General features: G+C 48.3%; 12 protein-coding genes and 1 tRNA gene. 4 read left to right on the plus strand and 9 right to left on the minus strand.

The window, feature by feature from the left end:
* The first annotated feature begins 152 nt into the window (after positions 1-152).
* The gene (locus tag G451_RS0105185) at positions 153-1,142 is read left to right on the plus strand and encodes a hypothetical protein (protein ID WP_156921520.1); all 990 of its coding nucleotides are present in this window, start codon (positions 153-155) and stop codon (positions 1,140-1,142) included.
* A 129-nt stretch (positions 1,143-1,271) separates the two neighbouring features.
* On the opposite strand, the gene G451_RS0105190 is transcribed toward G451_RS0105185, so the two are convergent.
* The 6 genes from G451_RS0105190 to rimI all read right to left on the minus strand — a co-directional run bounded on the left by G451_RS0105190 (position 1,272) and on the right by rimI (position 5,088).
* Positions 1,272-1,976, minus strand: coding sequence for a tetratricopeptide repeat protein (locus G451_RS0105190; RefSeq protein ID WP_156921521.1), 705 nt, complete (start codon positions 1,974-1,976; stop codon positions 1,272-1,274).
* A 132-nt stretch (positions 1,977-2,108) separates the two neighbouring features.
* The gene (locus tag G451_RS0105195; protein ID WP_027183420.1) at positions 2,109-2,324 is read right to left on the minus strand and encodes a hypothetical protein; all 216 of its coding nucleotides are present in this window, start codon (positions 2,322-2,324) and stop codon (positions 2,109-2,111) included.
* Between the two features lie 213 nt (positions 2,325-2,537).
* Positions 2,538-2,623 (minus strand) — tRNA-Leu (locus tag G451_RS0105200).
* Between the two features lie 8 nt (positions 2,624-2,631).
* Positions 2,632-3,111 (minus strand): preprotein translocase subunit SecG, encoded by a 480-nt coding sequence (secG, locus tag G451_RS35285; protein WP_084448391.1) that lies wholly within the window; start codon positions 3,109-3,111, stop codon positions 2,632-2,634.
* A gap of 161 nt (positions 3,112-3,272) precedes the next feature.
* A complete protein-coding gene (locus G451_RS0105210) occupies positions 3,273-4,472 on the minus strand; it encodes a phosphoglycerate kinase (protein ID WP_211236333.1) in 1,200 nt (399 codons plus the stop codon).
* Positions 4,473-4,605: 133 nt separating this feature from the next.
* A complete protein-coding gene (gene rimI, locus G451_RS27765; protein WP_034641007.1) occupies positions 4,606-5,088 on the minus strand; it encodes a ribosomal protein S18-alanine N-acetyltransferase in 483 nt (160 codons plus the stop codon).
* 96 nt (positions 5,089-5,184) lie between these two features.
* On the opposite strand from rimI, the gene G451_RS27770 reads away from it, so the two are divergent.
* Complete coding sequence (locus G451_RS27770; protein ID WP_051261178.1) at positions 5,185-5,748, plus strand: NUDIX hydrolase; 564 nt, start codon at positions 5,185-5,187, stop codon at positions 5,746-5,748.
* 162 nt (positions 5,749-5,910) lie between these two features.
* On the opposite strand, the gene G451_RS0105225 is transcribed toward G451_RS27770, so the two are convergent.
* From G451_RS0105225 to G451_RS0105235, 3 genes are all read right to left on the minus strand, one after another.
* On the minus strand, positions 5,911-6,696 hold the full coding sequence (locus tag G451_RS0105225) for an inositol monophosphatase family protein (protein WP_034640856.1): 786 nt from the start codon (positions 6,694-6,696) through the stop codon (positions 5,911-5,913).
* Between the two features lie 97 nt (positions 6,697-6,793).
* Entirely contained in the window at positions 6,794-7,819 is a 1,026-nt protein-coding gene (gene mreB, locus G451_RS0105230; protein ID WP_027183423.1) for a rod shape-determining protein, read from the minus strand.
* A 149-nt stretch (positions 7,820-7,968) separates the two neighbouring features.
* Positions 7,969-8,928, minus strand: coding sequence for a GAF domain-containing protein (locus G451_RS0105235; protein WP_027183424.1), 960 nt, complete (start codon positions 8,926-8,928; stop codon positions 7,969-7,971).
* 254 nt (positions 8,929-9,182) lie between these two features.
* Here G451_RS0105235 and G451_RS27775 point away from each other — a divergent pair, with 254 nt between their 5' ends.
* Entirely contained in the window at positions 9,183-10,958 is a 1,776-nt protein-coding gene (locus tag G451_RS27775) for a hypothetical protein (RefSeq protein ID WP_051261179.1), read from the plus strand.
* A gap of 29 nt (positions 10,959-10,987) precedes the next feature.
* Positions 10,988-12,079, plus strand: coding sequence for a glycine cleavage system aminomethyltransferase GcvT (gene gcvT, locus G451_RS0105245; RefSeq protein WP_027183425.1), 1,092 nt, complete (start codon positions 10,988-10,990; stop codon positions 12,077-12,079).
* The last annotated feature ends 2 nt before the right edge of the window (positions 12,080-12,081 follow it).

Consider the following 12,081-nt stretch of genomic DNA (forward strand, 5'->3'; position numbering starts at 1 on the left):
TTTGAAGCAAAACCCATTCACCAACACAGCATGAGAGCCCTCGACGCCTTGCATGCTGACAGGATTTAGGGCAAAAACGCCTCCACAACATGATACGCGCGATTCAGTAGGCATCTTTTTTATCATTGCCGAGAGTACTACGGCATATCGAAGTGCCCCACTTTGCCTTAAGCATCGCGCTCAACCCAGGGAGCACACCGTTGAATCAGGTCCTCACCGAACTGCTTCTCCTTATGGCCGTCATCCTACCAGTCGGCATCCATTTTGTTCTCGCATTTGCTGCGGCTGGAATTCCATTCATCACGGCCGGCTGCGCATTGCCTGCCACCAAACGTACAAAAGCTTTCCGGAATAAATACGGCCAACAAGCAAGTAAGCTGGCTTTCATTCTTGGCGTGTATGTCTTTTTTGTTCTGCTTGGAGGTTTTCTTCTTCTTCAACAAAAATATCCAGAAAGTGTAAATTTCTGGCAAAAAACACCTATCCCGCTCATTGTATTTGGATCGGCATTTATCTTGGCTGAAATATTCTTTTTGCTCTATCGCGGTGTCTGGAAACGCATGAAGAATTTCAAACGTCTTCATGCCATGATCGGCTTTCTCAGCGTACTCCTCTTCTGGGCTGGGCTGTATGTCTGCCTGGCAGGATTCAGGCACTTCATATTATACGCGAGTGAGCCCACTCTTGACCCCATGCTGTTCTTTATCCCTCCAAAACAATCCATGATATGGTATCTTCTTCCGCTCACATTGTCGTTGACGCTCACCACGGGCAGCGCCATGAGTGGTTTTTACCTCGTCCTTCGTCGCAACAGGGATGATTACGGCCGTGACTTCTATGCATTTGCTTATAAGCTCGTAGCGCGATGGGGTTGGGCAACGAACCTTGTCACGCTTCTGTGTCTGGCAGCCATTGCATATGTGCAACGTATCTATGTCCCGGCTCTACCAGCAGCATTTCCCATCTTGGTTTCTACGGGTGTATTTGCCGCAATGTTGCTGCTTTCTGTCCTCCTCTGGTTTGTCCTTGTCTTCAGTAATGCTCCGCTCAGACAGCGATTCGTTCTCCTTCTGCAGCCTTTGTTCTCCATGATCGGTCTGACGGGCCTCCTCACAGCTTGCTATCTTCTGTTCTTGCGATAACCTCGCAATATTTGGGGATACAAAAAAAACGGCTTGACCTCTTCGAAAAAGGTCAAGCCGCTTAATATTGGTACGTATTCGAAACAATTCGTTTAGGACACGAGGAGTATCGAGAACACCGTTTTATATTTATGGAGACGGCAATTCCGCATCGTCTCCCCCTTCTCCCTCCTGACTGCCTTTTTCTCTCGCATTCAAAATACCAAGAAGATGGCGATACACGTTCTTATCACGCGATTTAATGCGCTCTACCGTAAGATTAAACTGACGAGCCACTGCTTCTTGTTTCGTTTGGCTGGACAGTAAAGGTCCCCAAAAGTACAAGGTGACAGCTCTGTTTTCATCTATTTTTGCGAGCCGAAAATTGCGCTGCTTTTTGGAATACTTTTTTTGATTTGCAGTAAAAACAGTCTTCGCACGATCATTGTCCCGAAGTGCATCTTCATAATCGCCCAAAAGAGATTTGATCCGAGCACGAAGTAAGTAGCTCTGATAATCATTCGGGGTATCACGAACCAATTCATCGGCAAGCGCCAGGGCAGCTTTATTTCGTCCCAAGTCAAGATACGCATTAATTTTCTGGATACGCGATTTTTCGCTTTCCGATTGCATATCCGGCGGCATCACTTTTAAGACTGCTCCGCGTTGCGGTTCCTCTTTCTGTTTTGTTTCTTCATGTTCTTGTTGAACAACCGGAGCCTCGTTGAGATCACTCTTTCCTTCAACAGGGGCACCTGAGCCTTCCGGAGAATCGGAAAACCCCCAAAAAGTTCCCGAGCATCCACTCAACACACACGAAAAACAAACAAGAAATACGACTAGATACGAACTCACGTTCTCGGGAAAAATAGGCTTATTCATACTGTAAAGGGGCAAAGAGTTATGAAAAAAAGAAGACACGACGCACCGTTACGGACCACGCCTTGTCGGGTGTCTCCGAGTTAGAGAGCAAAGAATACTCAGTCATCACGTCTTGTCGGAAAATATTTTTCCTGAAGATTGTTCGAGAGGAGTATTCGATTCAAGCCTCTTGGGAATGACATCAGGTGCAACTTTTTGTTGTGCTTCAACAATCTTCACATATTCACGAAAGGCTTCCGAGGCCATACTGTTGCTGATACTAGAAAATTCACTGGCAAATTTCCAAAATTTCAATTGTCCTTCAACAACTTTGATGGACATGGCCACCTCTCCTTTGTTGGCACATCACTTGACGATTATTGTAGCGGTCATTTCGCCAAGCAAAATACATCCCCAAGTTTCATTCCATATCTATCCACCACAATCTTTTCTGTAAAGGCCTGTTCAGCCCTTATTGATTCCCAATTGCTTTCTTATGAACACAACACAAAAAAAAAACGGTCCGACCAAATGGTCGGACCGTATTATTTCCGGTGGTGCCGAAGGGGGGACTCGAACCCCCACGGGCGTGGCCCACTACCCCCTCAAGATAGCGTGTCTACCAGTTCCACCACTTCGGCACGAGGGACTACGGTTTCGCGGTCTCCGTTTCAGGAGCTGCCGCTTCCGGAGCAGAAGTTGTTTCGGAAGAATTCGCTTCCGTCTTTACATCCACTTCCGGAGCTGCCGACACTGCAGACTCATTTGTGACTGCCTTGTCGTCCGTAGGAGCAGTATCTTTAGTTGAAGCTTCAGCAGTTGGCAAGTCTTTTTTTTCATTTTTTTCGACCGCCGCATTTTCTTCGATAACGACGTCGGGAATGATCGACTTGCTGGCGCGGCGCTCTGCACCGGCCATGTAGTTAAAGCCCAAGGAGGTGATCAAGAAAACAGCTCCAAGAAATGCTGTAATCTTTACCAACAGTCCACCGGCGCCGGAGCTACCGAACATGGACTGTGAACCTCCGCCAAAAATAACTCCCATACCTTCTTTACCCGACTGCAACAGCACGACGGTGATCAGAATGACACAGGCGATAATATGAACGGTTGTGATGATGGAGAGCAAAATGTTCGTCCTTTACATCGAATCGTCTTAAAAAATTCGAGCGCACTTTCATGCGCCGCGGACTCGTTTCTCTGCTTGTTTCTGCCCTATTTGTCAAGGCATTTTTTAAAATTTTACAAAAAAAGGCGGCAAGCCCCCCTCACCGCCTTTATACCCTAACTTTATTTGCCAAACTCTTCCAATGCGGCGAAGGCAGGAAGGACTTTTCCTTCCATGAATTCCATAAAAGAGCCGCCTCCGGTAGAAATAAAACTCATCTTTTCTGTGACACCGGCAACATGAACAAGTGCGTCGGTATCCCCACCGCCAACAATGCTCACGGCCGAACTTTCGGCAACGGCTTCAGCCAGAGCCAGTGACCCGTTGGCAAATGCCGAATTTTCAAACGCTCCGACGGGACCATTCCAAACAATCGTCTCGGACATCGCCACGACTTCAGCAAACAATGCTCTGGAAGCTGGTCCAACATCCATTGCCATTTCATCAGCCCCGATCGCAGCAAAAGGACGCGTTCCGCACGCTCTCATATCCCCTAAGCTCTTGCCGGCATCCGTCGACACGACAAAATCAACTGGCAGATAAAACCCGACTTTTTTCTGACGGGCTTCGTCGAGAATCTCTTTGGCTGCATCAAACAAGTCCGGCTCGACCAAAGATTTACCAACGTCATACCCTTGCGCCGCTAGAAACGTATTCGCCATAGCGCCGCCGATAATCATTGCATCGACTTTACCCAGCAGATTCTTCAGAATGCCTAGCTTTGACGAGACCTTGGCACCGCCAGAAATGGCCAGAAACGGACGCTTGGGATCTTTCAATGCGCCACCTAAGTAGTCCCATTCCTTTTTCAATAAAAACCCGGCACAACAGGCTGGTGTGTATTTGGGAAAGCCCACGACCGAAGCATGGGGGCGATGTGACACGCCGAATGCATCACATACATAGAGGTCGAATCCCTGGGCGACATCTTTAGCAAAGGAGTCGTCGTTTTTCGTTTCCCCTTCGTGAAACCGCAGATTTTCCAGCATAACAACATCGCCGGGTTTCAACGCTTCCACCATAGAATGGACCTGTTCGCCGAGGCAGTCCGAAGCCATGGTAACCGGGCGTCCAAGAAGCGACTCCAGGCGCTTGGCGACGGGGACCAAAGATAACTCTGGAACCACTTTTCCCTTGGGTTTGCCAAGATGCGAGCACAGAACCAGGGCCGCTCCCTTCTCCAATGCGTACGTCAGCGTTGGAATGCTTGCCCGAATGCGATGATCATCGGTTATGCGATCTCCATCAAGAGGAACATTGTAATCGACACGAATGAGCAGCTTTTTTCCGTTCAAATCCATTTCATCCAGAAAGCGAATCATTATGGCTGGCTCCTTTCTTTTTTGGTTGTCGAATGCAGGAACGCGGAAAGAATTTGAAAAATATAGCGCCCCGCTCACCTGTTATGCAATTGAGTCAATTCGGTCCAGGGGAAAGATACACCCCATACGCATGTCACTCTTCTCCATGACAAGACTGGCTTTTTATTGATTCACGCCGGTAAATCAGGGCGTCTTCCTTGGTGTCCGCGTAATACTGTTTTCGCCTTCCAGCCAGGGAAAATCCACACCGCTCATAGAGGCGACGGGCTGCCGTATTGGAGGGGCGTACTTCAAGAAACACCACGCCGATTCCCGCTTCGTCGAGTTGACACAACGCTGTTTCAAGAAGAATTCTTCCCCTACCCTGCCCACGTAGCGCCGTATCAACGGCAATATTAACGATCTCGGCCTCATCAAAAACAATTTGGAAGGCAACATAGGCGACGACGTCCTTTCCTTCAATGAGTCCGAAGATTCGACCGGCGCCACTTTCCAAAAAAGCACTATACTGGGATGCGGACCACACATCGACAAAAGACGCTGCTTCCAGGCACACAACGTCCTCCACGAAATCCTGCCCAAGCTCCTTTACAAACGACTCTGTATGTATAGCCATTTTCATAATGCTTCCAACATGTATTTACTTGGTCGCCAATTGGAATTAGAAGTCTCGTCTTGCCATAAACATATGACCTGTCAGTGACGTCGGTCGATGAAAAGAAAAAAATACATCCCTGTTGAATACGTTGATGTCGTCGATGAAAATGACACGTGTTTGGCTGTCATGCCTCTTCATGAGGTCCACAGACAATCCTTGTTTCATCGCAGTGTTATGACACTGGCATATAATGCCGAAAAAAAATTGTTTCTTCAGAAACGAAGTCGGTCAAAACAGCTTTACCCCGGGCGCTGGGATTTGTCCTCTACCGGGCATGTCAAGGCCGGAGAATCCCGGACCGATGCCGCCATCCGGGAGCTTCTTGAAGAAATCGGCGTGGAATGCGATCAACTGCGCCCCATTGACGAAGTGCACGCGAGTGTCGATACCGCTTTTGAATTTGTAACTTTATTCAAATCCAAAGCAATCACGCCACAACAGATTCGTCTTTCCGATGAAGTTGAAGATGGCATGTTTGTCGATCGCGCCGAGCTGGCCTGTATGGTCGATCGATTCCGCGAAACGCTCACCCCTGCCGTTGTCCACTTCTATATGAAGAACAAATTGTTTGCTGATTCCGGCACGAACTTGCATGACGAGCTCGACAGGAGTTCGTAACACTGGCGTAGCAAGGATATCTTGCCCAGCTCACGGGAGAGGAACCTCGGATACAAGGTTGTCCTAACCAATGCGTCCGGGAAAGGGCTTGCTCATGCTTCTTACAGTATATTGAAGCAATATCCTGCCATTTCCCCGAAGTCAGCCTACTATGGGCAAGTCCTAGGTGAGGAGTGCACCAAGCCTGTCGTGAATGAGCCCATTGGAAACAAGCAAAGACGAAGAATAGAGAGAATGCGCCTCATTTGGATTGTAGGTACTGACACGACCGCCTGCTTCTGTGAGAATAAGCACGCCGGCAGCCATATCCCACGGTTTGAGATTCACTTCATAAAACGCATCGAATCGACCGCACGCCGTATAAGCGAGATCAATCGCGGCAGAACCGACACGGCGGACGCCCTGCGCTGCGGTTAGCGTTCGTTTGAGATTATCCATGACGGGATCAATATTTTCTCGAATGGCGTAGGGAAAGCCTGTTGCGACAACAGCGTCTTCCAGCTCAGACGTTGTTGATACGGCTATAGGGCGACCATTGAGCGTTGCACCTCGCCCCTTGGCTGCGGCAAATACCTCATGAAGCATCGGCGCGCTGATAACACCCAGAACGAGTTCTCCCTGGTTCCAAAGCCCCACCGAAGTACAGCACATTGGAATACCATGAGCGAAATTGGTCGTTCCGTCCACAGGATCAATAACCCACGTCATATCGGATAGCGCGGCGTCAGATGCGGTCTCTTCGGCAAGAAACGAACTCTCAGGATACAGTTGACTCAATGCCTCTTTCAACGCCGTTTCCACAGCGAGGTCTGTCTCAGTCACAAGATCGATACGACCTTTGCGTTTGATATTTCGTGGTTTATCCCAATGGAGTCGCATGATGTCGGAGCATGATACCACCGTGTCCACAATACGAGAAAACGCCTCCGGAGATGTTGGGGATTGCATGAGGCCTCCTGACGTTTAGGTGAGAAAAACACAAAAACAGCCAATGCACCTCACGTGGTGCATTGGCGTTCTATAATAAAAAAATGACTGACCGGCGTCAGTTGATGAAAATATTGTGGTAGTAGCGTCTATTCTCCACGGTCTTGCCGGTTCCGCGCACGACCGTTGTCAGCGGCTCATCGTCAATGACAACATTGAGATATGTCTCTTTCGCAATAAGTTCATCAAGCCCTTTCAACAACGCCCCCCCTCCAGCCAACAATAAACCACTGTTGGCAATATCGGCGACCAATTCGGGTGGAGTTTTTTCAAGAGCGCGCTTCACGGAATTGACGATAACCATAACCGGATCTTTAATCGCTTCCCGGATGTCTCCGTCTTCCACGGTAATCGTGGTCGGGGTGCCGTTCACTATATTTTTCCCCGATACATCCATGGACATGACTTCTTTACCCGGCAGCGCTGAACCGATCTGGATTTTAATCCTTTCGGCCATGTTCTCACCGATAAGGATCTGAAACTGATCCTGAATATAGCGTTGAATCGCCTCGTTCATTTCATCACCAGCCACACGAACGGACTCTGCATACGCAACGGCGGCCAGAGAGATGACGGCAACCTCAGTGGTACCCCCACCGATATCAACGACCATATTGCCCACGGCTTCTTCCACAGGCAACCCGGCGCCGACGGCTGCAGCCATCGGTTCTTCGACAAGCTTGACGTCTCGAGCGCCAGCCTGATGGGCCGATTCAATAACAGCTCGCTTTTCTACCTGGGTAATGCCTGTCGGAACACAGATAACAATGCGTGGTTTCACAAGATTAAAGCCCCGGATGACCTTGCGCACGAAAAAGGCAATCATCTCTTTGGTGACTTCAAAATCGGCTATAACGCCGTCTTTCATGGGACGTATCGCCCGAATACGCTCCGGAGTCCGGCCAAGAAATTCTTTGGCCTCTCGTCCTACGGCAATTAACTTGTCCGTGCGCGTATCTAACGCGACGACAGAAGGTTCGTTCAGAACAATGCCGCCGCGAGGCGTATACAGCAAAGTATTGGCTGTACCCAAATCCATGGCCAAATCTTTGCTAAACATATGAAGAAATTTGCTCAATACCATCGAAGTTGCTCGCAAGGGATGGGATAACGGTTCATCACGACGTGAAACGGTGCGAAATGTATTTCAATCCGCCCGGATGTCGTAGTAGCTTGCACCATTTCCAAAGTGGAATGAAGAATCTGTCTTGTAGTGCTGTTACTGACAAATGTCTACAACGGTTTTTCGAGCTTGGTTTTAAGGTGAAGATTTTCCAGAAATAGCGCCAGATATTCCGAGACCATCTGAATAAATGTCTTCGTTTCTTCATATATGGTCACAGGGTTCTGATCTGCCAAAACAAGGACAGCCCGCGTCTTTTTGGAAAAAACAACCGGGTAACACAAAAAGCTCGCAAATGTCGGTCCTGCATCGTTTTTGCCAAAAAGTGGCGTCGATGAAGACTCGAAGTCTTCAGAGCCAATCGATGACCCATTACGACAGGCCCACCCAACAGCGCCGCCACCCAAAGGATACGCTCGTGGTATAGGAGTATCAAAAAAACTCGGATCATTGACACCCTCAAGAAAATACTGGCCACTGCGATCATCAACAACAGCAAGAAATGAGTATTGAAACCGTGTCGCTTCTGCCACAATCTTGAGAAATTGTGACTGAAACGTCGACCATTTGGGGGTTTTCTTGTGCAGACTGCTAATCAATTCCAGGCTATGGTAATACCCGTACTCCAGATGACCAGCTTCCACAGACCCGATATTGAGGTACAGGCTTGAAAACAACCCGGCAAATTGCGAAAGAATTTTCTGGTCTTTTTCGACAAACGAATAGGTTTTTTTGCTGTCAATACAGACGGCTCCCGGGGTTTTGCCAAGAGGAACACCCATAAACGCTTTTATTTTTGTCTCGGCATTCCCCGAATAATAGCCGAGTTTGCCGCGATTTTTGTCAAAATTCGAGATGCACAGTGGTTGACCTTCGCGAAGAATCCAGCCGACAAGCCCCTGCCCAGGATTCAATCGCAGTTCCGGCCTTATATCGTCACCCAAGCTGAATGATGAAGCCAGAGTAAACTGGCGTGTGCCTGGAAGCGGGAGAAACAACACGCCGGAGTACGCATCAAAAACATTGCAGACAATAGCAAGAATGGTATGAAATGATTCGTGTAAAAGCATGAACTCAGCCCCATCGTCTCGTCAGAGGTCTATCCCCCCAGGGCAAGGAATTGACGAAAACGATGTCTTCTTTTATGTTAAGTAGTTTCATGACGTGTACTGTTTAGCATTCCAAATGCAACTCGTACAGCCGATTCTGATTATAGCCTTTTCCCACTCACAAAGAAAGAGGGAAGGACAACAGGTCGGCATAACATATGCGGATCGCCCATTGTTTTACTGATTTAAGGCCGCCTCTACGGCCAGGAGAAAAAATGGCCTTACATTGGAAACAGGCGTTCACGAGTGCTCCCGACTTGAAATGGAAAGACGGGACTCGACTTGCCCACCCTCCCCAGATACGAACGATTGACGAACTCAAGTTGTTTCTCGACTTGGTGCATGTCAAATTTTGTCTTATTCGCCCGTATTTCCAAGTTGAAGATTATCCTTTGGCCGAATTCAGAGAACTTTTGCCATCCTTCGACCTCGATCTTTACGAACACAAAGAGCTTCCCGGGTTTTCTCTCGTCGCACTGTGCCGCAACCTGCACTATTTCCAGGAAGTTTTCCAGTTCGACATGTTGCATAGCCCGCACAAAAAATCACTGGACGAAAATGATGCTGCCTGTCCCTTAACCCATCTCATGATAGAGCAAAACGTTCAGACGATGACGGGTCGTTTAGCCAAAAATTTACAAGACAGCTTCCAACAGCGTTTTCACAAAAAAGATATCACAAATTTAAAGCGTTACCCATCGATATTACCCACTTTGCTCGATATGGAGCGTGCCCATGTTATGTCGCTTGATGGGCGAGGGATGTTTCATCTTTCCGGTGTCTATGGCTCATTGCCGTCAGATCTGGACACAGAACTCAAACGCTTTGGGCTCAAAATCGGCAAGTTTGCGGTCGGAGACGACGCCATGTACGAGCGGAACCGCAATTTTGTATACCAATTCCTCATGGAACTTCATGGCTTCCCGATTGTGTCCGAACGTCGCACATCGGCATCATTGTTTGCTCGACGTCTCTTCCGCATGGGAGAAAATTTCCTCGTTCGCGTTATGGGACAATCAGATCGCACGATAACAACGCTGTATTCGCATCCTGAAAACAAGCACTACCCCAGAGTGGAAAAAATAGCGCTGGTCGCTGTCGACGAGCAACAAAAAGACGTTCTCGCCAAGCTCGGTGACGGTGGTTTCTTTATCGATCCAGAGAAACGTATTGTCGCGTTACGAGTTATCTACCGACAACACAAATACAGCCACAAAAACGTCCGTCAAGATCGTGCGCTCTCGGTTTGGCGGCAGGAAGTCATTCATCCGTTAACCGGCGAATCGCTGGACAACATCAATATTATTAAAGATACGTACAATATGTTTCTTCGCCTCAATGATATTGTACGAGGTGAATATGTTGGGAGAATAGTTTATAAGCGAACGGAAATTATCGAAAATACAGATACCGATGAAAAACGCCTGAAGTTTCTTTATGCATGGTTGAGCAAACATCAACGACGTATTATTGGCTACTCCGACGAGTTTTATGCCAATGTTGTTCTTGCTCTTGATTCATATATGCTTTCTCCGCAAAATCACGATCGTTTTGCGCCACATCGTAGTCTTTATCGTGAAGTATGGGCAAAATACAGCTACATTCAACAGGCCAGAAAAGTAAAACAACTTGAAGATCTCAAAGACAGACAGTTCAAGGGAAAGAAAATAAAATACATTGAAATGCTTACCAGCTTCAGTGAGATTCTCAATGATCTAAAATTTGAAATTGTCAGCTATTTCGATACACTGGTCGAGCAAGTGTTGTTTTTGTGCGAATCCATACTCAATGACCCGTACCTGCTTCGCACCTATATCATGAAGAAGGACGATGAACTGACCCCGTATGGCCTGTCAATTAAAAAGACGTATGGCCGCATCGTCATGACACTTGACGAGTTTAAGCTTATCCGAAAATCCCGCCGTAGCCAGACGAAAAACGCTCCGGAAACGGTGGAGACATCACAATCCGCAAAAATCGCTTTATCTTGAAAAAACAGGGTATGCGCAAAGGAGATCTCGTGGAAACACTCAAGGTAACGCCACTCACAGAGTGGCACAAGGCACACGACGCGAAAATGGCCCCATTTGCTGGCTATGACATGCCCATCCAATATACCAAGATACTCACGGAGCACGAGCAAACTCGCACCAAAGCCGGGGTGTTCGACATCTGCCATATGGGAGAATTTCTCATTTCGGGCGAGAATGCTGCCCAGGCATTGGGCAAGGTTGTCACACATAATCTCACGACACTGATGCCGGGGCGCTGTCGGTATGGGTTCCTTCTCAACCCTGAGGGCGGTATTCTTGACGATCTCATCATCTACTGTCTTGAGCAAGATCGATACATGCTCGTTGTGAATGCCGCGCGGACAGCATTGGATTACGATTGGCTCAAAAAGCATCTTCCTGAGCATATCACTCTGGAGGATATCTCTGATCAAACCGCCAAAATTGACCTCCAAGGCCCCCGTTCCTATGCCGTGCTTACTTCGGTATTAGGTCAAAATATCGAATTGAAATATTTCAATTTCACAACGCTCTCGTATGAGGGAGAAAATCTTCTCGTCAGCCGCACCGGCTATACCGGCGAACTCGGATTTGAGTTCTATTTGCCGGTCTCCAAAGCCCTTGGTTTATGGGAAGCATTGATCGCTCACAACGATGTCGAACCTGTTGGCCTGGGCGCACGCGACACGCTCCGGCTTGAGATGGGGCTGCCATTGTACGGTCAAGACCTCGACGAACACCATACGCCGTCTGAGGCCGGCATGACGTGGCTTCCTGCATCCGACGCCGATTATGTCGGTAAAAGTCAATCCAGCACCATTCGCCAACGACTTGTTCCTCTCGTCATTGAAGGACGACGGAGCGCCAGACACCATGATGCGGTCAAAGATGCGTCCGATAACACCGTCGGCGTTGTCACGAGCGGATCTTTTGCACCAAGCTTGGGTCACGTTGTCGCGCTGGCCTATATCAACGCCGACGCTGCCGACCAGGATGCCTTTTTCATCGAAGCATCACGCACCAAGCTTGAAGCGAAAAAGACCGAACTGCCCTTCTATAAAAAGGGCACCGCGCGCATAAAGCTTGAAGACGCACAATAAAG

It is taken from the genome of Desulfovibrio inopinatus DSM 10711 (genome assembly GCF_000429305.1).
GTDB lineage: Bacteria > Desulfobacterota > Desulfovibrionia > Desulfovibrionales > Desulfovibrionaceae > Alteridesulfovibrio > Alteridesulfovibrio inopinatus.

Coding starts and splice junctions, on each gene's coding strand:
- G451_RS0105195 (WP_027183420.1), bottom strand. CDS start 2,324: ATGTCCATCAAAGTTGTTGAAGGACAATTGAAATTTTGGAAATTTGCC.
- G451_RS0105210 (WP_211236333.1), bottom strand. CDS start 4,472: ATGATTCGCTTTCTGGATGAAATGGATTTGAACGGAAAAAAGCTGCTC.
- rimI (WP_034641007.1), bottom strand. CDS start 5,088: ATGGCTATACATACAGAGTCGTTTGTAAAGGAGCTTGGGCAGGATTTC.
- G451_RS27770 (WP_051261178.1), top strand. CDS start 5,185: ATGAAAAGAAAAAAATACATCCCTGTTGAATACGTTGATGTCGTCGAT.
- G451_RS0105225 (WP_034640856.1), bottom strand. CDS start 6,696: ATGCAATCCCCAACATCTCCGGAGGCGTTTTCTCGTATTGTGGACACG.
- mreB (WP_027183423.1), bottom strand. CDS start 7,819: ATGGTATTGAGCAAATTTCTTCATATGTTTAGCAAAGATTTGGCCATG.
- G451_RS0105235 (WP_027183424.1), bottom strand. CDS start 8,928: ATGCTTTTACACGAATCATTTCATACCATTCTTGCTATTGTCTGCAAT.
- G451_RS27775 (WP_051261179.1), top strand. CDS start 9,183: ATGGCCTTACATTGGAAACAGGCGTTCACGAGTGCTCCCGACTTGAAA.